Here is an 18367-nt window from a genome sequence, read left to right on the forward strand (position 1 = left end):
GGATTATATCAGGAATCGCGCTGCATGATGGCAGCAAAAAAACCATCCGTGTGGTGCTGTCGCGGCGTCAGGCACACCTGCCCCGCCTGCGCCAGCCCCGGTGGCAGGTCATCGTGCACCCCATCCGGAGTGACCGGTGAAAAAGCGGGGTTGCGCGCAAGGAAGGCGGTGATCTGATCGCCATTTTCCTCACGCAGGACGGAGCACGTGGCGTAGACCATGCGCCCGCCGGGGCGGACAAGGGCCGCCGCGCGGTCCATGATGTCGGCCTGCTTGGCCGTCAGTTCCAGCAGGTCCTGTTCACGCAGGCGCAGGCGCGCGTCGGGGTTGCGCCGCCATGTGCCCGTGCCGGTGCATGGCGCATCGACCAGCACGCGATCGAAACTGCCGCTGCGCCGGCGCGCCCAGCGGTCGCCCGAAACCAGCAGATGACGCTCGGCATTGTGAACGCCCGCGCGGCGCAGGCGGCGCACCGCGCCCTCCAGCCGGGGTTCGGAAACATCGCATGCCACGATATGGCCGCGATTCTCCATGGTCATGGCCATGCCCAGCGTCTTGCCCGCGGCCCCGGCACAGTAATCCAGCACGCGCATGCCCGGCCGCGCGCCGACGGCAGCCACCACAAGCTGACTGCCTTCGTCCTGTATTTCCACCATGCCACTGCGAAAGGCCGCGCACGATGTCACTGGCTGACGCCCCGCAAGGCGCAGCCCCCATGGCGACAGCGTGGTCTCCTGCGCCGCGATTCCTTCCGCCTCCAGCGCAGCGCGCGCGGTGGGGCGATCGGATTTCAGCAGGTTGACGCGCAGGTCCAGCGTCGCCTCCCCCTCCATCGCGGCGAGTTCGGCCTCCAGCCCCTCGCCAAACGTCCGCTCCAGCCGGGGCAGAAGCCAGTCCGGCACTTCCAGCGCAACGGCGCGCGGCATGTCGGGGTGGGTCATCTCCTTGTCGCGAAGCTGGTCGTACAGCCGTCTTTCCGGCCCGGTCAGGCCCAGCGGGGCGTAGCGTTCACCCGTGAACAGGTCATCGGGGTTTTCGCGCCCCAGCGGTTCGACCGCCATCATCGCCAGCGCCAGCAGGCGCGGCGTCGGGTTCATGTCGACACGTTCAATCCACCACTGCAACCGCCGCCAGTGCCGCAGGATCCGCCACACACGCGCCGAAATGGCCCGGCGGTCGCCGCCACCGATATACCGGCGTTCGCGGAAAAAGGCATTGGCCAGCGCATCGGCAGGCCGCTGCGGCGTCTCCTCCATTGCGGAAAGAAGGTCAATGGCGGCGGAAAGCCGTGCGCTGGGTGTCATGGATTATTGAACCGTTGCTGTCATGAAACCGGCAGGATCAGTCCTGCCGGTAGTTGGGGGCTTCACGTGTGATGGACACGTCATGCACATGGCTTTCACGCAGGCCCGCCCCCGTAATGCGGCGGAAGCGCGCGCGCTGCTGCAGGTCGGCAATGGTGGCCGAACCGGTATAGCCCATGCCCGCGCGCAGCCCGCCCACCAGCTGATGGATGACCGCGCCCATGGCCCCCTTATAAGCCACGCGGCCCTCGATCCCTTCGGGGACCATCTTGTGCGTGTCCTTGATGTCCTGCTGGAAATAGCGATCGGCCGACCCGCGGGACATGGCCCCGAGGCTCCCCATGCCGCGATAGGATTTGTAGGTCCGGCCCTGGTACAGGAACACCTCGCCCGGGGCTTCTTCCGTCCCGGCCAGAAGCGAGCCGATCATGACCACGTCAGCCCCGGCCCCGATCGCCTTGACGATATCACCCGATGTCCGCACGCCGCCATCGGCAATGGCGGGCACGTCGAGTTCATGACAGGCGGCGGAGGTTTCCATCACGGCGGAAAACTGCGGTACGCCCACGCCGGCAACGACGCGGGTCGTGCAGATCGACCCTGGCCCGATCCCCACCTTCACGCAGTCGGCGCCCGCGCCGATCAGCGCCTGCGCGGCCTCGGGCGTTGCGACATTGCCCGCGATGATCTGGATGTCGTTTTCAATCGCGCGGATCCGCTCGATGCTTTTCAGCACACCGGACGAATGGCCATGCGCGGTGTCGATCACCACCACGTCCACCCCGGCGGCGATCAGTTCGCGCGCACGCGCCACCCCATCATCACCCACGCCGGTGGCCGCCGCACACAGCAGGCGGCCAAGGCTGTCCTTGTTCGCCTGCGGGTACTGCACCGCGCGGTCCATGTCCTTGACGGTAATTAGGCCGATGCAGCGGTCTTCGTCATCAATGACCAGCAGCTTCTCGATACGGTGGCGGTGCAGCAGCTGACGGGCCTGATCACGATCCACACCGTTGCGCACGGTCACCAGGTTTTCTCGCGTCATCAGTTCATAGACCCGCTGCGCCGGATCGGTGGCGAAGCGGACATCGCGGTTGGTCAGGATACCGACCAGGCGGTTTGTCTCGCGCTCGACCACCGGCAGGCCACTGATCCCGTGACGGGACATGGTGGCATTGACTTCCGCCAGGGTCTGGTCGGGATAGACCGTGACGGGATTGACCACCATGCCCGATTCGAAACGCTTTACGCGGCGGACCTGCTCGGCCTGCTGTTCGATCGTGAGATTCTTGTGAATGACGCCAAGGCCGCCGTTCTGGGCCATGGCGATGGCCATGCTGTCCTCGGTCACGGTGTCCATGGCTGACGAAATCAGCGGGATATTGAGCGTAATCCTGCGCGTCAGCCGGGTTTTCGTGGATGTCTGCGACGGCAGCACATTCGATTCGTCGGGAACAACCAGCACGTCATCAAAGGCAAGGGCTTCGCGGATGCGGTCCTCAAGCCGGGGAACAGGTGTGTTTTTGGGGATGGAAGACATGATGCAGGGGCCTCGTCAGCAGATGGCGGCTTCCCCGCGCCTCGGGTCACCGACCGTTGGCGCTCCCTCTTACGGGGCTGCGTGCCCGCTGGCAAGCCTTACGCGCGGGCCTGATGCGCTTTATTGCATAAATCTGGCACGGAATGCCGCCTTTGCCATAAAAGGCAGCCCCCGGAAGCCATCATCATTGCCTGTCACGCACCCTTACGCATGCAGGCGCAGGCCATCATACGCGGCCTCGACACCATCGGGCAGGTTGGCCTGCATCCAGCCCCAGTCCATGTCCGGCCCCATATGGGTCAGCACCGTGCGGCGCGGACTGATGATGTCACGCCATTCCAGCACCCGCGCCAGCCACCCGTGGGAGGAATGGGCATCACGCTGGAAACAGTCCACAACCCATGTATCCACGCCCCGCAGCGTCTCCAGCGCCGTATCATCCATTTCCGCCACGTCGGTGCAGTAGGCCATCGGCCCCACGCGCAGGCCCAGCGTTTCGGTCCTGCCGTGGCACTGCCCGAACACGCTGACCTCCATCCCCGCCATGACCTGCGTGGAGGGAAGCATCACGTGATTGACCTCCAGAATAGGACGGAAGATGTGGGGCGGCGTCCATGGGCGGAAGGCATAGTCAAAACGGACGCTGATTTCATCCATCACCTGCCGCGTGCCGTAAACCGGCAGCGCGCCGCCGATGATGCGGTTGATGGTCCGCAGTTCATCCAGCCCCGCGATATGGTCGGCATGGGCATGGGTGTACAGCACCGCGTCCACCACGCCGACCCGCTGCGCCAGCAGCTGGTCACGCAGGTCCGGCCCCGTATCCACCAGCAGCACCCGCCCCGGCCCGTCGCTTATGATCACGGATGAGCGCGTGCGACGGTTACGCGGCTCGTTCGGATCGCATTCGCCCCAGTCCCCTGCCCCATCCGGGCCGCCCAGCATGGGCACGCCAGCCGAACCGGCGCAGCCAAGGATGATCATTTCCATGTGTCAGACCGCCCGGCTGAACAGGCGGCTGAAATTGCGCGTGGTCAGTTCCGCGAACGCGGCATCCTCCACCCCACGCAGTTCCGCCAGCATACGGGCCGTGTAGGCCACGTATCCCGGCTCGTTCCTCTTGCCGCGGCGCGGCACCGGGGCAAGGTAGGGGGAATCGGTTTCGACCAGCAGCCGGTCTGCGGGCACGTCCTTCGCCACATCACGCACCGACTGCGCACGGTTGAACGTCGCAATGCCGGAGAAGCTGATATATCCCCCAAGTTCCAGCGCCCCGCGCGCAAGGTCCGGCCCGGATGAGAAGCAGTGGATCAGGAACGGAAACGCCCCGTTACGCGCAGTCTCGTCCCGCAGGATGCCCAGCGTATCGTCATCGGCTTCACGCGTGTGGATCACCAGCGGCAGCCCGGTGCGCCGGGCGGCGTCGATATGCACGCGGAAGCTTTCATGCTGTCTGGGGCGGATGTCGGGCTGGCCGTGGAAATAGTCCAGCCCGCTTTCCCCGATCCCCACCACGCGCGGGTCATCGGCCATCGCCACCAGTTCCGCCACGTCGGGCAGCACTTCCTCATCCACATGGTCGGGATGGGTGCCGATGGTGCACCACACCCGCAGGTCGGGCGTATCCAGCGTGGCCAGCTTCTTCTGCTGGTCCGCGCGTGACAGGCGGGTGCCGATGGTCACCATGCCATCCACCCCGGCTTCACGCGTGCGGGCCAGGATTTCGGGCATTTCCTCATCGGAAAAATGGTCAAGGTGACAGTGGGAGTCGGTCAGTCCCGAACGGGTCATGAAGCCTCCGGTTCGACATAACGGGGGAAAATGCCCTGTGGCGCGGGCAGTTCGCGGCCCGCGGGCAGTGGCGTGTCGAGGGATGCGAAATCCCGCGCGCCCTCTTCCACACCAAGCTGGGTCAGCATTTTATCCATGCTGCCGGGCATGTAGGGCTGCAGCACGGTCGCGATGATACGCAGCGCATCAGCCAGCACGCGCAGCACGTCGCCCATGCGGGCGGCATCGGTTTTCTTCAGCTTCCACGGGGCCTGATGGTCGATATAGGCGTTGCAGGCGCGAATGACCTTCCACACTTCTTCCAGCGCATCGGTCAGGGCCTGCCGGTCGATCTGGTCATGCATGATCTGCGGCAGCAGGCTAGCGGCGGCCAGCAGCTTCGTGTCCTCGGCCGTGCGGGTGCCCTGCGCCGGCAGCCTGCCGTCACAGTTGCGCGCGATCTGCGACAGGGTGCGCTGGGCCAGGTTGCCAAGGTCATTGGCCAGTTCGACATTCATGCGCGAGATGATGGCGCGGCGGCTAAGGTCGCTGTCCCCGCCAAAGGGCATTTCGCGCATCAGGAAAAACCGGATCGGGTCGAGGCCGAATTCCGTTACCAGGTCGCGCGGGTCCACCACGTTGCCCAGCGACTTGCTCATCTTCTGGCCTTCGATGGTCCACCACCCGTGCGAGAACACGCGCCGGGGCAGCTCCAGCCCCGCCCCCATCAGCAAGGCAGGCCAGTAAATGGCATGGAAACGCAGGATGTCCTTGCCCACCAGATGCAGGTTGGCGGGCCAGAAATCCCAGCGCGGGGCGGTCTCATCGGGATAGCCCACGGCGGACAGGTAGTTGGCCAGCGCATCCACCCACACATACATCACATGCTTCGGGTCGCCCGGCACGGGAATGCCCCAGTTAAAGCTGGTGCGGCTGATGGACAGGTCGCGCAGGCCCTGCTTCACGAAACTTGCCACCTCGTTACGGCGGCTGGCTGGTTCGATGAAGCCGGGGCGGGTTTCATACAGTTCCAGCAGCCTGTCCGCAAAGTCAGACAGCCTGAAGAAATATGACGGCTCCTTCACCCATTCAACGGCAGCGCCCGTGGGGGCGACCTTCTTGCCGTCCGGGCCGTCGACCAGTTCTTCCTCGCCATAGAAGCACTCGTCGCGCGTGGCGTACCAGCCTTCATACGCGCCAAGGTAGATGTGGCCGTTTTCCTCCAGCTTCTTCCACAGCGCCTGCGCCCCATCAGCATGGCGCGGTTCGGTAGTGCGGATGAAATCATCGTACGAAATGGCCATTTTATCGTACATGTCACGGAAATCGGCGGCCACCCTGTCGGCAAAGGCAATGGGGGTCATGTCCGCCGCCTGTGCGGCCTGTTCCACCTTCTGCCCGTGTTCGTCCGTGCCGGTCAGGAAAAAGACGTCAAACCCCGCCAGACGCTTGAACCGCGCGATCACGTCGGCCGCGACCGATGTATAGGCGTGGCCAATATGCGGCGCCCCGTTCACGTAATAGATTGGTGTTGTGACGTAGTAGCGCCGTGTCATGTTCCACTCACCCGCGCAAGCGCCGTCAGGACCGCCTGCAGTTTATCCAGATTGAATTGTTCGGTTTCCGCGCGCAGCCGTACCATGTCCTGCCACAGCAGGGCCAGTCGGGCCGGGTGCGGATCCCCCTCGCGCCCCCGCTCCGCGCCGAGGGCGAGATTACGCGTCCTGTCTGATATGGCATCACACAGCAGATCGAAAAAGACGCAAAAGCCATTTTCGCGCCGGACCACCTGTTCGGCAATGTCATATCCGGCCGCGTCGCCCACCGTGCCATCCATCACGGCAGCCACGATATCGGCCAGTTCCGCCGCATTCCCCGCCAGCAGGCCAGCCGCCCGCCCTGGCGCGCCGTGGGCCAGCGGCAGGATACGCGCAACCTGTTCCGCCATGGGGGCGGATGGCATGTCCGCCAGCACCGCGCGCATGGCCGCGTCATCCAGCGGGGACAGCGCCAGCACCCGGCAGCGGCTGCGGATGGTGGGCAGCAACCGGCCGGGCACCGATGTGGTCAGGATCAGGATCGCGCGTTCTGGCGGTTCCTCAAGGATCTTGAGGATGGCATTGGCCGCCGTGCGGTTCATGTATTCCGCGCCATCGACAATCACGACGCGCCATCCCCCTTCCGCCGCCGTGCGACGCAGGAAGGCCGATATGGGGCGGATGTCATCACCCACGATCTCGCGGCGCGGGCGGTGGCGCTTTTCATCCATACCACGCGCGACCACCAGCAGGTCGGCATGGGTGCCCGCCGTAACGCGCCGGCCCACAGGGCTGTCATGGTCCTGCGCGCCCAGCAGGGTACGCGCCATCATGAAGGCCATGGTGGCCTTGCCGATCCCCTCTGGCCCGGTCAGCAGCCAGGCATGGTGCAGCCTGCCGGTGCGGATGACCGACAGGAATTCCTGCCACGCCGCGTCATGCCCCAGCAGCCGGCGGCAGGCGCGTGGGTCAGGCATCGGCGACCCGGTTCAGGTACGGGGCCACAATGGCGCGAATGTCGTCCTGCACCGCTGCGGTTGCCGCACTGGCGTCAATCCGGCGGCACCGCGTGTCATCCCGCCGGGCAATGGCGTCAAAACCGGCCGCCACGCGGGCGTGAAAGGCGGTGTCCAGTGCCTCATACCGGTCCGTGCGGCCATTGCCGCGCGCGGCCATGCGGGCGGCGGCAATGGCGGGCGACACCTGCAGGACAAGGGTCAGTTCCGGCACAACCGGAATCAGCCCGCGCAGCCGGGCAATCATCTCCAGCAGCGCCGGATCCCCCTGCCCCAGGCCGTATCCCTGATAGGCTTCGGTGGAATCGGTAAAACGGTCGCACACCACCACCTTTCCCGCCGCAAGCGCCGGGGCGATGCGGCGGTCGACATGGTCGGCGCGTGCAGCGAAATGGGCCATGACCTCGGCCCGGGGCGACAGGTCGTGGCCGCCAAACAGCAGGAAGTCCCGCAGGGCCTCTGCCCCCGGCGTGCCGCCCGGCTCCCGCGTCAGGTCCACATCCAGCCCCAGCGCGCACAGGTGATCGGCCAGCAGCCGGGCCTGCGTGGACTTGCCCGCCCCCTCGCCGCCTTCAAACGTAATGAACAGACCGGACATGGCCTATCCGTGGCCCAGCTTGCGACCCAGTACCGCCGTCGCACGGCCCATAAGCCCCAGCCTGGGCACCGCAGCCCCCGCGACCAGCGGGACCCGGATTTCGGCAAGGCCCGTATTGGCAATGACCAGTTCACCAAGCTGCTGTCCCGCCGTGACGGGGGCCGGCACCGGGCTGCGGTAATCCATGCTGACATGCACCCGGTTCTGCCAGCCATGGGGCAGCGTCAGGGTCACGTCACGGGTGGCGATCACCGGCACGGTCGGGGACTGTCCCAGCCAGACCGGAATGTTGTCCACCACCGCGCCATTATGAATCAGGGTCGCGTTTTCAAAATTGACGAACGACCATTCAAACAGCCGCTCGCCTTCATTGGCGCGGGCATTGCTGCTGGGCAGGCCATTAATGGCCATGACCACCCGGTTACCGCTGCGTTCGGCACTGGCGCACAGGCCGAAGCCACCGGCATCGGTATGGCCGGTCTTCAGTCCGTCAGCGACACCCCTGACCACAAGCGCGTTGCGGTTTTCCTGCGATATCTTGTTAAAGGTGAAGCTTTTTTCCGAAAAGAAATGATAATATTCGGGGAAGTCGTGGATCAGGTGCATGGCAATGGTCGCCACATCGCGTGCCGACATGTAATGCCCATCCATCGGCCAGCCCGTGGCGTTCAGGAAATGGCTGTTGGTCATGCCCAGCTGCGCGGCCTGCGCGTTCATCATGCCGACAAACTGGTCTTCCGACCCGGCAATGCCTTCGGCCAGCACGATACAGGCATCGTTGCCCGACTGGATCACCATACCCTGTATCAGGTCGGACACCGCAACCGACCCGCGCAGCGGCACGAACATTTTCGACCCCTGCATACGCCACGCCTTTTCACTGACCGGCAGCATCTGCTCCAGGGTCAGCCTGCCCGCACGCAGCATGCTGAATACGACATAGGCCGTCATCATCTTGGTCAGCGAGGACGGCGGCATGCGTTCATCCGCCGCCTTTTCCAGTATGACCGCGCCCGTGGTGTAATCGACGATGCACGCCCACCGCGCAATGGTGTCGATCGGCCCGATCAGGCTGTTGGCCGGCGAGGACGGGATTACGGGCGCCGGTGCGGCCGCCGCGGTGGCTGCGGGATGGCGGCGGCGGCTGGCGGCCCATGCCGGGGTGGATACAAGAAGGCTGGTGGCGCCAGCCAGAAGGAAACGTCGGGTGTGCATTGTATCCTTGGTCCGGTAGGTACCGGCCGGGCGCGCGGCCACGGCCGGGGTGACAGGGTCCGTCACGCGATTTCGTTCCCCAGCAGGCCAACGGCCAGCGCATAGAAATCAGATGGATTGTAGCGACGGATCGCGGCGAAATTACGATAGACCATGAAGGCCTCGCCCCCCGGCCCGTCGGGCCGCAGCACGGCGCCGGTATCGGTGGGACGGTCAAAGGGCGCGCCCCCCATCTGGCGCACGCCCATGGCCATCCATTCCGCCAGCGTGCGCGTCTGGGTACGGCCCAGCATGGACTGCGCCACGCTATCGGGCACGATCACCTGCTGGCCCCAGCTTTCGCCCCCCACCCAGCCTGACCCGGTAAGGTAGTTGGCGATGGAGCCGAATATGTCCGGCACGGAATGCCAGATGTCACGCCGTCCGTCGCCATCGATGTCAACGGCGTATTTCAGGTAGGCCGACGGCATGAACTGCGGCTGTCCCATCGCCCCGGCATAACTGCCGGTCATGAGGTCGGGGGTAATGTCGCCTGCATTAAGGATCGACAGCGCGTGGAACAGTTCGTCATGGAAGAATTTCGCGCGCCGTCCCTCGAACGCCAGGGTGCACAGTGCGTCCACCACCGCGAATTTGCCGGTCAGCGCGCCATAGGCCGATTCCAGCCCCCATATGCCCATCACCGCGCCCGGGGCCACGTCGTACCGGGTCAGGACCTGCTGTTCCAGAATCGTGCGCTGCTGCGCGAAGGCGGCGCGGCCATCCGCAATCTTGCGCTGCGTCACCACACGGTCGCGGTACTGCGCCCATGTCAGGTGGAATTCAGGCTGGGTGCGGTCACGCTGTATGACCTGCGGGTTGGGCGCGGACAGGTCCAGCGCCCGCGTCACGGCATCCGCCGTCAGCCCCTGGCGAATCGCATCACGCCGCACGGTGGCGAGAAACGTGGCGTAATCACCCGTTCCGCCGCCCGTAGCGGACGTGGCCGGCGCATGGTGGTGCGCCGCACGCGCGGGCAGCAGCCATGAGGCACCGGCCCCGGCAATCGAGGCGGCGGCGGCATGGAGAAGGCGGCGACGTACAAGCATACCGATGCTGTGCCACGGCCTTGCGCCCGTTTCAATGTCTGACTTGCATCCACGCCCGGCGGCCATGGCCATGAGACACCCTGCGATACAATTTCGCGTTTGTGACGACAGGCGAAGCATGTCACAAGAACGCCCACCGCTATTTCCCGTTGGTCGGTTCATGACCAATGTTTTCCCCTGCCCGCATGCCGGGCCGACTGAAGGGCTTGTGCTTGCGTAGTCACGGTTTTCCTTTCCCGCATGATCGGGACGCGCTGGAACTGTCCGCATGCCAACGCTGACCGCCTACCTCATGGCGGCCGGGGCGTCGCCCGTCATGCAGGCGCTGGCCATCATCATCGGCACGTTCATACTGGAAGACGCCGCGACCATCATGACCGCCATGCAGGTGCGCACAGGACATGTCGATGTCATGGTCGCCCTTGTGGCGCTGTATATCGGCATCGTCGTGGGGGACATGGGGCTGTACGGCATGGGCAGGCTGGCGGCGCTGTGGCCCCCCGCCCGGCGGTGGATCACCCTGCCCGGTGGCGCGCAGGAAGGGCAGTGGTTCGACCGCAACGTATTCCGTATCGTGTTCATCAGCCGCTTCGTGCCCGGCGCGCGCTTGCCGCTTTACACCGCGTGTGGTTTCTTCCGCGCGCGGTTCGGGCTGTTCTGTATCGCGGCGGTACTGGCGACCCTGATATGGACCTCCATGCTGTTCCTTGTCTCGCTGCAGGTGGGGCAGTTCCTGATCGATCATCTGGGAACGTGGAAATGGGCGGGCATGGCCGGTTTCGTCCTGACCATTTTCCTGATCAGCCGCATGATCGCACGTTTGCAAAGTAATGAGACCCGATGACCGACGTAACCACAGCCATTGACAGCAGGTCAGCCAAGCAGGCCGGGGGGCCGACGGTTTCCTCGTTCGAATTCTGGCCGGGATGGATCTTCTACACGCCCATCGTGCTATACTGGATCATACTGGGGCTGTGGCACCGTGATTTCAGCCTGCCCACCGCCGCCAACCCGCGTATCGAGACCGGCGGCCTGTGCGGGGAAAGCAAGAGCTCGATCCTGGACATGGCGGGGGACGAGGCCCGCAGATGGATCGCCCCCTATGCCGTGCTGACCACGGGGCACGACGACCTGCCGCGCGCGCTGGCGGCGATGAAGGGGGCGGGCCTGTCCTTTCCCGTCGTGCTCAAGCCCGACATCGGGTGCAATGGGAGCGGCGTGCGGATCATGCGCGACGAGGACAGCCTGCGCGCGGGGCTGGCCGCGTTCGGGCGCGGCGTGCCGGTCATGCTGCAGCACCTGATCCCGTACGGGCACGAGGTCGGGCTGTTCTACATCCGCCACCCCGACGAGGCGGAAGGCCGCATCACCTCCCTGACCTACAAGGAAGTGCCGTGCCTGACGGGGGATGGCACCTCCACGGTGGAGGAACTGGTCCACGCCGATGCCCGCACCCGCCTTGTTCCCCACATCTACCTGCCCCGGCTGAAGGCGCGGCTGCATGAAGTGCCGCCAGCGGGCCAGTCGCTGCCGCTGGTCTTCGCGGGCAATCACTGCAAGGGCTCTATCTTCCACGACCGCGCGGTGGACATTACCCCCGAACTGAGCGCGCGGGTGAACGCCATCATGCGCGATATTCCCGATTTCCATTTCGGCCGGATCGACGCCAAGGCCCGCAGCCTGGCCAGCCTGCGCAAGGGCGAGGATTTCCAGATCATCGAAATCAACGGCGTCGGCTCCGAAGCCACCCATATCTGGGACGCACGCACCACCCTGCGCGATGCCTACACCACGCAGTTCATGCATTACCGCGAGACCTTCCGCATCGGCGCAAAAAAGCGGCGCGAGGGATGGAAAAGCAGCGGGGCCATGGCCATGCTGCGCGCGTGGCTGCGCCAGCGCAGGCTTATGGCGTCCTACCCGCTGAATGACTGAACGGGACGGAGGCGCCCGCCATCAGTTGGCGGGCAGGCCGCCGTTGCCGAAGATGTAATTGCTGACCTGCTGTTCCAGGCTGAGCGGCTCACGCGTATTTGTAATGACCGCGCCGGGCTTCAGCCGGTCCGCCGACTGCCCCGGCTGCACCAGCAGGGCGGTGTCCGCCGTCAGCGTCGGGCTACCTATCGAAAGGGTTGTGTCTTCCGGCAGCGGCAATGTACGGTCCACCGTGAAGCCGACATTGGCCATGTAGGTTGTCGGGTCCAGCGCGATGGAGGTCACGCGCCCCACGGGCACGCCATCCATGTCCACATCGGCCCCGACCGCCAGCCCGTTTGCGGAAATGAAGCGCGCGGTAACAGGATAACGGTCCTGTGATCCACCACTTTGCGATGCCCGGGCGTAGATACAGAACCCTCCCGCAACCAGAAGGACAAGCCCGCTGGATATGATCGCGCCACTTCTCTGCCTTGCCATGATGGCTCCCCGCCCGATACGGCCACGCGCCATCCCGAAATCCGCCGCAATGCCGGGCAATGTGGGACCGGCGCTACGCCTTGCCTTCTCTTTTCATCCTACTGCGTCATGGACGGGGGGACAATGACACTCATCCAAGCTATTATCATTGCAATCATTCAGGGTTCCACAGAACAGTTTCCCATAAGCAGCCTGGGGCACGCGGCCATCGTGCCCGCCATCCTGCACTGGCCGCTCGACCTGCATGGGGAAATGTTCCTGCCCCTGCTGGTCATGCTGCATCTGGGCACATGCATTGCACTTCTGGTTTTCTTCTGGCGCGACTGGGTGGCGCTGTTCACAGGGGCTGCCGGACGTCATGGCGTCACCATACAGATGGACAGCATCCGCATACTTGCGCTGCTGATCGTGGCCACCATTCCCGCCGTGCTGATTGGCGGACTGTTTGAACACGCCATCCGCAGCCTGTTCGGCACGGCGCGTTACGCGGCGGTGTTCCTGACGCTGAACGGTGTCATGCTGCTACTGGTGGACCGGATGCGCGCCGGCCTGCTGCCCGCCAGCAACCGCTCCCTTGCCTCGCTGGGGTTTGGGGAAGCGCTGGTGATCGGACTGTTCCAGTGCCTGGCGTTCTTCCCCGGCCTGTCACGTTCGGGGGCATGTATCGTGGGGGGACTGCTGCGCGGGCTGTCACATGAGAATTCGGCGCGGTTCGCCTTCCTCATGGCGCAGCCGGTTATTCTGGCCGCCACCGTGCTGGAGGCGCTGAAGCTGCGCCATGCGCCCCCCCAGCCCGAACAGATGCACATGGCCATCATCGCCTCCATTGTGGCGGCGGTCGTGGCGCTGGTGTGCACCGGCATCCTCATGCGGTATTTCCGCGACCATGAGGACTGGGCCCTGCGTCCGTTCGGATGGTACTGCATCGTGGCCGGTGTGGCCGCGTTTGCTTACCTGTCTTTCTGACAGGCAGCATCAGGACAGGTCACCGAGACAGGTTTCCAGGTGCCGCCTTTTTGTCAGAAAGGGCGGTTCCCGGAAGCTGTCTGAACGCGCATCACCAGAAACGTCTTCATTACCGACCTGATGGTTCGGGGGCGGCGCGCTCAGCCGTGGCCCTGCCCGCCGTCACTCGATCCCATGCCGCCCCCGCCCGCGCCGTTACGCGGCCCCAAATAGGCACCGGGCGGCGGACGCCTGATGGGCGGCGACAGCATGCCCGGATCCCCCATTACATCCAGTCCGGAAGCCGAGGCCACGTGCGATATGCGCTCACGCGGCAGGGCCTCGGGACATTCATCGCGCAGGAAGGCCAGTATCTGCTCGCGGATTTCGCACCGCAGGTCCCAGCTCTGCATGGCCGAGCGTGCGCTGGCGATCACGCGGATCGTCATGACCTGCGCATTGCAGTCCGCCACCTGCACCGCGAATTCCTTTCCATCCCACAACGGGGCGGAATGCACGATTTCGCGCAGGCGTTCGCGAATGCGGTCCATGGGCGCGTTGAAATCCACATACAGGAATACAACCCCGATCAGCGCGGCGGAATTATGCGTCCAGTTCTGGAACGTGTTTTCAAGAAAATAGGAAATCGGCACGATATGCCGCCGCCAGTCCCACACCCGCAGCACGACATAGGTGGAGGTGATTTCCTCCACCCATGCCCAGTCGCCATTGATGATGATGAGGTCTTCCATGCGGATGGGCTGCGTCATGGCGATCTGCATGCCCGCAAACAGGTTGGTCAGTAGCGGACGGGCCGCAAGACCGACAACCAGTGACGCAGCCCCCGCCGAGGCGAACAGGCTGAGGCCATACTGCCGCACCGGTTCGAACGTCATCAGCGCCGCACCTATGGTCAGCAGCCCGATCAGCAGGTCCGTCGTGCGCCGCAGCACACGCACCTGCGTCATGTGGGTACGCAGCAGGATGTCGTCCTTGTCGTCCTTGCCATTGATCCGCTTGAGGTAAGCATCGGACAGGATGCGGGTAGCAACCACCGCCGCGTATCCCAACATCAGCACGAACAGCACAACCAGCGTATGCGTGGTGGCCTGCATGATGTCATAGGGCAGGCCCGACACCGGCAGCGCCGTGCCCACAAACACGATCACCAGCATGATACGCACGGGGCGCTGCATGGCCATGGTGAACGACCGCACGAAGGCCCCGCGCTTCTGTCCCGGTATGCGCAGGATCAGCTTCGTGATGAACCGGCTGAACATCTCCGCCACCAGTCCCGCCACGCACAGCATGAGTATGGAGGACAGCAGTCCCGGCAGCCACCCGAAGAGGTGCCGGATCTTGGTCAGGAGTGCCAGGAATTCTGTTTTCACGAAGGATGCGCAGCCTTTTCCGGTTGTTTGCAGGGTATGTGTGGATCCTCACTAGTACCCCCTGTTGGGGGGATGTGACAAATCGGGACGGTTTTTGCGTCTTTTCAGTCCTGTTTTCAAAACACGGGTTGACTTGCCCCAACAGCGCGGGTATTTCGCACTCATCCTAACGCGATGGCGGTGTAGCTCAGCGGTAGAGCAGGGGAATCATAATCCCTTGGTCGGCGGTTCAAATCCGTCCACCGCTACCATCACGTTAGGGTTTATCCTCAAGGACTTAGACAACTTTTCTACGGCTTGGCCGGTATGGTTGTTAGTCACTTTCTCTCCCCTGTTTAGAAATGTTAGTCACTCCCCCTCTTTTCCTGCCGCTGCTCCAGGGCGCGATTGGAGAGCTTGGCGATGGCATTCACCGCGCGGGTTTTCTGCTCGGCATGACGCACATATACGCTCACAGATGCGGCCGTAGTGTGTCCTGTGATCGCCATGATTTCCCGTTCCGTGCATCCCATTTCCGCCAACCATGATGCCGCTGTCGCCCGCAGGCCATGCCACACGATTCCTTTCAGCCCAGCAGACCGGATGGCCTTACTGACAGCGGATTGAAACTGCCCTAGTTCCCACGGCCTGCCCGGTATGTGTGTCAGGATGGTATCCGCGGTCCGAAGCGTCAGTTCCCTTTCGAGGACGATTTTCAGTTCGGGATGGCAAGGTATCCATACCTTGGCGCCCGTCTTCTCCTGCACGACCTCGATCACGTCCCCATCAAAGGCGCTCCAGGTCATGGCAATCTGGTCGATCCCGCGTTGCCCCGTACCTAGCGCAAGCAGAAGGGGCAGCCGAAACTGCGGCTTTTCCCGCAGGAAGGTCTGAATTTCCTCACGCGTCCATGCGCGATATCCCGGACCGGTCTTGAGCCGTTTGGGACGAAGGGCCGGGTTATCGGAACGCATGCCGATCTCGATGGCGTAGCTCATCAGGATCGAGAGCATCGATACCGTCTTGTTGGCACGACGCGGGCTGGGAATCGGGTCATCCCCTTCTTTCCGGCCGGGACGGAATGCGTAGCGATCCCGGACCAGCCTTACGGCAGCCCTGTCCAGATCAGACACCAGCGCCATGCCGAAATCATCCTCCAGCGGCTGGAGAAACTTTTCATAGTCCTTCCGCGTGCTGGGCTTGAGCTGCGTCCATTCCGGTGTTCCCCGATAGCGGGCAATCAGTTCGGCCAGACTGCCGGGAATAATGCCCGGCCGAGGCCTTTCGCTTTGCTCAAAACGGTTATGGATTTCCTGGTAGGACTTCAGAAACTCAGGGCTGCCGATCTCGCCCGCGATCCGCAGGCGAACACCATGCCGGCGATAATAAGCGTATTTTTTGCGACGGGCCTGATAGGTATTAACGTAAGGTAGAACGACGTTGGCCACTGGTCTTCCCTGCCGCTGCAGCCGCAGCAGTCCATGAATTTGTTGTCTGCTTCTTTTCGGGCTGAGATGAGATAGTCTGCCCCTTGATCCGGTCCATCCAGGCATCCAGTTCTTCAATGAACCAGACGACCCGGCGGCCGGAGATATGATGGGGCTTCGGCGCATTGCCTTCGGCCACCTCTCGCCGCAGCGTTGTGACACTAATGCCGCCGGCATACGCGGCCGCCAGTTCCTCGCTCATGGCACGCGGCCAATATGGCAGGCGTGATGCGTCCTTCATCTCGTATCGTCCTTCCGCTTGTCAGAAGTCCAAGCCTGCGTACCGCGCGCCCGGATCAGCTTCCGGCCGTTCTCAGTGACAAGACTGCCCCGGAAGACAATGCAGCACGGGCCATCGTCCTCGCGCGTGATGCCGACATATTCTCCCCGGCCATTGCCGTGGATTTCGACGCTGTAGATCTCTTTGCCGAATTCGAGCCCCTGCAGGAGCGGATGGCTGGACAGGTCGCTCATGCCATCACCTGCCTGCGTGTTGCGGCTGACGGCACGGCGTAACCGCACTGACCCTGACTGGTGGACAGGACCAGCTTTCCCTCACTGACCAGAATGTTCAGCATGCGGGTTACGTGGCTCTGCCGTTTCAGGCCGGGCATGAAGCGGCGCACCGTCGTGGCAGGGATGGCGCTGGCGCCAGTGTACCGGACCGCGTCACGGTGGGCGCCAAGCACCTTGTCCTTCATGGTTGGCTGGCTGCTTTTCATGGCAGCGCCTCCAGCACGATCAGGACAAGGCCGCCCCAGATGATGCCGAACAGCAGCACATGGGCAGCGATTTCCTGCGTTGTGGGCAGGTTGTCGCGGATGCGGTTGATGTGATGATCGGGTATGTGAATCATGCTTCCTCCATCACGCGGAAAGGTGTGCGGACTGGACCGGGCGCATGGAAGGGTACGGGCTGCCAGTCGGGCAGCTTGCCGACCAGCCATTCCCGCAGTTCCCCAACCTTGGCGGGCGGTTTGCCGTGGCGGGTCGCAACAAGCGCGGACAGGGCGCGCAGTTGATCGCCCGACATCTCCCCCAGTATCTCTGCCGTATCGAGGCGGGGCATGCTGTAGTCGGCATCCATCAGGGCGCCAATCCATTCGGCCCGGGCATAGTGGTCCTGTGAATACGTGACGGTGTTTTGCCTGTGTTCGGGTGTGATGTGGACATCACGCGCCAACACCTCGCAGGCCAGCCGCACCAGCTGGCCGGCCGGCGGGATGGTAATGTCCCCTTCCCTGTCCACCAGCCGCGCCAGCACATCGGCCTTGAGGTGACATCCAGCCGAGACGCTGATCAGCAGCGCGGTCAGGACCGCATTCATGGCGGGCTGCTTCTCCTGGTCGCGCAGGGCGTCATGCAGGGCGCGCGTACGGATTTTGGCCAGCACGTCATGCCCGCGCCTGGTCAGTTTGATCGGGGTGTCGGTCATGACGACACCTCTACCTGAAAGGGATTAGTCTTCTCGTAGTGGAAGGGGCGCCGTACGCCTGCGCTAAACCGTTCGGCTTGCAACAGGGCGCGGTTGAGCATGCTTTCGGGTGTCCGGCTTTTGTCCTCAATCAGAATGTCAATCGGCACTCAAAAATAACCCCTGATCGGCATGCAATATTAACCCCCTGTTGAAGGCCCGGCCTGTCTCCTGAAGCCGTAGGCGTAAGGAGACAGGCCGGGGCAGGTATGGATCTGGAGAGAGGTTCAGTTACGGTTCCTGAACCGCCAGCTTTCGTTCCCTGTCTCGATGATGTCGCAGTGATGGGTCAGACGGTCGAGCAGTGCCGTGGTCATCTTGGCGTCGGCGAATACACTGGCCCATTCACCGAAGGACAGGTTCGTGGTGACAATGACCGAGGTCTGTTCATAAAGGCGGCTGATCATATGGAACAGCAACTGTCCGCCAGACTGGGCAAAGGGCAGGTATCCCAGTTCGTCGAGGATGACAAAGTCCAGTCGGCCGAGTTGTTCGGCCAGCCGACCCGCCCTTGCCGCCCGACTGTCAGCCTCAAGCTGGTTGACCAGGTCCACCACGTTGAAGAACCGGCCACGCCGACCTGTGCGGATGCAGCTCCGGCCAATGGC

At 63.8% G+C, this 18367-nt stretch carries 20 protein-coding genes and 1 tRNA gene; 4 read left to right on the plus strand and 17 right to left on the minus strand.

The features are described from left to right. Positions 1-8: 8 nt before the first annotated feature. The 9 genes from CFR80_RS07745 to CFR80_RS07785 form a co-directional block, all read right to left on the minus strand. Positions 9-1304, minus strand: a complete 1296-nt coding sequence (locus CFR80_RS07745) for an RsmB/NOP family class I SAM-dependent RNA methyltransferase (protein ID WP_048856676.1) — start codon at positions 1302-1304, stop codon at positions 9-11. Between the two features lie 37 nt (positions 1305-1341). Next, on the minus strand, positions 1342-2844 hold the full coding sequence (gene guaB, locus CFR80_RS07750) for an IMP dehydrogenase (protein ID WP_010514034.1): 1503 nt from the start codon (positions 2842-2844) through the stop codon (positions 1342-1344). A gap of 204 nt (positions 2845-3048) precedes the next feature. Beyond that, entirely contained in the window at positions 3049-3834 is a 786-nt protein-coding gene (locus CFR80_RS07755; RefSeq protein WP_010514035.1) for an MBL fold metallo-hydrolase, read from the minus strand. 3 nt (positions 3835-3837) lie between these two features. Continuing rightward, the gene (locus CFR80_RS07760; RefSeq protein WP_010514036.1) at positions 3838-4635 is read right to left on the minus strand and encodes a TatD family hydrolase; all 798 of its coding nucleotides are present in this window, start codon (positions 4633-4635) and stop codon (positions 3838-3840) included. Next, positions 4632-6170 (minus strand): methionine--tRNA ligase, encoded by a 1539-nt coding sequence (gene metG / locus CFR80_RS07765; RefSeq protein ID WP_010514037.1) that lies wholly within the window; start codon positions 6168-6170, stop codon positions 4632-4634. The genes CFR80_RS07760 and metG overlap by 4 nt, the downstream gene beginning before the upstream one ends. Continuing rightward, a complete protein-coding gene (locus CFR80_RS07770; protein ID WP_010514038.1) occupies positions 6167-7129 on the minus strand; it encodes a DNA polymerase III subunit delta' in 963 nt (320 codons plus the stop codon). Before CFR80_RS07770 ends, metG begins: the two co-directional genes overlap by 4 nt. Beyond that, entirely contained in the window at positions 7122-7766 is a 645-nt protein-coding gene (gene tmk / locus CFR80_RS07775) for a dTMP kinase (protein ID WP_010514039.1), read from the minus strand. The genes CFR80_RS07770 and tmk overlap by 8 nt, the downstream gene beginning before the upstream one ends. 3 nt (positions 7767-7769) lie before the next feature. Next, positions 7770-9047, minus strand: coding sequence for a D-alanyl-D-alanine carboxypeptidase family protein (locus tag CFR80_RS07780; RefSeq protein WP_048856681.1), 1278 nt, complete (start codon positions 9045-9047; stop codon positions 7770-7772). Continuing rightward, positions 9044-10069 carry a lytic murein transglycosylase gene (locus tag CFR80_RS07785; protein WP_029329405.1) on the minus strand — a complete coding sequence of 342 codons (1026 nt, stop codon included), beginning with the start codon at positions 10067-10069 and terminating at the stop codon, positions 9044-9046. The genes CFR80_RS07780 and CFR80_RS07785 overlap by 4 nt, the downstream gene beginning before the upstream one ends. A gap of 268 nt (positions 10070-10337) precedes the next feature. On the opposite strand from CFR80_RS07785, the gene CFR80_RS07790 reads away from it, so the two are divergent. Beyond that, complete coding sequence (locus CFR80_RS07790; RefSeq protein WP_010514042.1) at positions 10338-10913, plus strand: DedA family protein; 576 nt, start codon at positions 10338-10340, stop codon at positions 10911-10913. Further along, a complete protein-coding gene (locus tag CFR80_RS07795) occupies positions 10910-12004 on the plus strand; it encodes a hypothetical protein (RefSeq protein WP_010514043.1) in 1095 nt (364 codons plus the stop codon). The genes CFR80_RS07790 and CFR80_RS07795 overlap by 4 nt, the downstream gene beginning before the upstream one ends. A 21-nt stretch (positions 12005-12025) precedes the next feature. Here CFR80_RS07795 and CFR80_RS07800 read toward each other — a convergent pair whose 3' ends face one another. Then, the gene (locus tag CFR80_RS07800) at positions 12026-12484 is read right to left on the minus strand and encodes an MlaD family protein (protein WP_042658820.1); all 459 of its coding nucleotides are present in this window, start codon (positions 12482-12484) and stop codon (positions 12026-12028) included. Between the two features lie 123 nt (positions 12485-12607). Here CFR80_RS07800 and CFR80_RS07805 point away from each other — a divergent pair, with 123 nt between their 5' ends. After that, the gene (locus CFR80_RS07805; protein ID WP_010514046.1) at positions 12608-13450 is read left to right on the plus strand and encodes an undecaprenyl-diphosphate phosphatase; all 843 of its coding nucleotides are present in this window, start codon (positions 12608-12610) and stop codon (positions 13448-13450) included. Positions 13451-13590: 140 nt separating this feature from the next. On the opposite strand, the gene CFR80_RS07810 is transcribed toward CFR80_RS07805, so the two are convergent. Further along, a complete protein-coding gene (locus CFR80_RS07810) occupies positions 13591-14820 on the minus strand; it encodes a mechanosensitive ion channel family protein (RefSeq protein ID WP_010514047.1) in 1230 nt (409 codons plus the stop codon). Between the two features lie 176 nt (positions 14821-14996). Between CFR80_RS07810 and CFR80_RS07815 the strand changes: the two genes are divergently transcribed. Next, positions 14997-15071, plus strand: a tRNA-Met gene (locus CFR80_RS07815). 93 nt (positions 15072-15164) lie between these two features. On the opposite strand, the gene CFR80_RS07820 is transcribed toward CFR80_RS07815, so the two are convergent. The 6 genes from CFR80_RS07820 to CFR80_RS07845 all read right to left on the minus strand — a co-directional run. Beyond that, positions 15165-16352: a tyrosine-type recombinase/integrase gene (locus tag CFR80_RS07820; protein ID WP_258367744.1), complete on the minus strand. Its 1188-nt coding sequence runs from the start codon at positions 16350-16352 to the stop codon at positions 15165-15167. Positions 16353-16523: 171 nt separating this feature from the next. After that, positions 16524-16760 (minus strand): hypothetical protein, encoded by a 237-nt coding sequence (locus CFR80_RS07830; RefSeq protein WP_010514051.1) that lies wholly within the window; start codon positions 16758-16760, stop codon positions 16524-16526. Beyond that, positions 16757-17008 (minus strand): hypothetical protein, encoded by a 252-nt coding sequence (locus CFR80_RS07835; RefSeq protein WP_110507205.1) that lies wholly within the window; start codon positions 17006-17008, stop codon positions 16757-16759. Before CFR80_RS07835 ends, CFR80_RS07830 begins: the two co-directional genes overlap by 4 nt. Next, the gene (locus CFR80_RS19250; protein WP_010514053.1) at positions 17005-17142 is read right to left on the minus strand and encodes a hypothetical protein; all 138 of its coding nucleotides are present in this window, start codon (positions 17140-17142) and stop codon (positions 17005-17007) included. Before CFR80_RS19250 ends, CFR80_RS07835 begins: the two co-directional genes overlap by 4 nt. Further along, entirely contained in the window at positions 17139-17720 is a 582-nt protein-coding gene (locus CFR80_RS07840) for a chromosome partitioning protein (RefSeq protein ID WP_110507206.1), read from the minus strand. Before CFR80_RS07840 ends, CFR80_RS19250 begins: the two co-directional genes overlap by 4 nt. Before the next feature lie 266 nt (positions 17721-17986). Next, positions 17987-18367: ATP-binding protein (locus tag CFR80_RS07845; protein ID WP_181418177.1), on the minus strand; the 381-nt coding region annotated here is incomplete at its 5' end.

The sequence above is a fragment of the Komagataeibacter oboediens genome, from assembly GCF_003207815.1.
In the GTDB taxonomy this organism is placed as follows: Bacteria; Pseudomonadota; Alphaproteobacteria; order Acetobacterales; family Acetobacteraceae; genus Komagataeibacter; species Komagataeibacter oboediens.

Excerpts from the sequence above, each read along its gene's own strand:
- CFR80_RS07745 (WP_048856676.1), bottom strand. The coding sequence starts at position 1,304 with ATGACACCCAGCGCACGGCTTTCCGCCGCCATTGACCTTCTTTCCGCA.
- guaB (WP_010514034.1), bottom strand. The coding sequence starts at position 2,844 with ATGTCTTCCATCCCCAAAAACACACCTGTTCCCCGGCTTGAGGACCGC.
- CFR80_RS07755 (WP_010514035.1), bottom strand. The coding sequence starts at position 3,834 with ATGGAAATGATCATCCTTGGCTGCGCCGGTTCGGCTGGCGTGCCCATG.
- CFR80_RS07760 (WP_010514036.1), bottom strand. The coding sequence starts at position 4,635 with ATGACCCGTTCGGGACTGACCGACTCCCACTGTCACCTTGACCATTTT.
- metG (WP_010514037.1), bottom strand. The coding sequence starts at position 6,170 with ATGACACGGCGCTACTACGTCACAACACCAATCTATTACGTGAACGGG.
- CFR80_RS07770 (WP_010514038.1), bottom strand. The coding sequence starts at position 7,129 with ATGCCTGACCCACGCGCCTGCCGCCGGCTGCTGGGGCATGACGCGGCG.
- tmk (WP_010514039.1), bottom strand. The coding sequence starts at position 7,766 with ATGTCCGGTCTGTTCATTACGTTTGAAGGCGGCGAGGGGGCGGGCAAG.
- CFR80_RS07785 (WP_029329405.1), bottom strand. The coding sequence starts at position 10,069 with ATGCTTGTACGTCGCCGCCTTCTCCATGCCGCCGCCGCCTCGATTGCC.
- CFR80_RS07790 (WP_010514042.1), top strand. The coding sequence starts at position 10,338 with ATGCCAACGCTGACCGCCTACCTCATGGCGGCCGGGGCGTCGCCCGTC.
- CFR80_RS07795 (WP_010514043.1), top strand. The coding sequence starts at position 10,910 with ATGACCGACGTAACCACAGCCATTGACAGCAGGTCAGCCAAGCAGGCC.
- CFR80_RS07800 (WP_042658820.1), bottom strand. The coding sequence starts at position 12,484 with ATGGCAAGGCAGAGAAGTGGCGCGATCATATCCAGCGGGCTTGTCCTT.
- CFR80_RS07805 (WP_010514046.1), top strand. The coding sequence starts at position 12,608 with ATGACACTCATCCAAGCTATTATCATTGCAATCATTCAGGGTTCCACA.
- CFR80_RS07820 (WP_258367744.1), bottom strand. The coding sequence starts at position 16,352 with ATGCCTGGATGGACCGGATCAAGGGGCAGACTATCTCATCTCAGCCCG.
- CFR80_RS07830 (WP_010514051.1), bottom strand. The coding sequence starts at position 16,760 with ATGAGCGACCTGTCCAGCCATCCGCTCCTGCAGGGGCTCGAATTCGGC.
- CFR80_RS07835 (WP_110507205.1), bottom strand. The coding sequence starts at position 17,008 with ATGAAAAGCAGCCAGCCAACCATGAAGGACAAGGTGCTTGGCGCCCAC.
- CFR80_RS19250 (WP_010514053.1), bottom strand. The coding sequence starts at position 17,142 with ATGATTCACATACCCGATCATCACATCAACCGCATCCGCGACAACCTG.
- CFR80_RS07840 (WP_110507206.1), bottom strand. The coding sequence starts at position 17,720 with ATGACCGACACCCCGATCAAACTGACCAGGCGCGGGCATGACGTGCTG.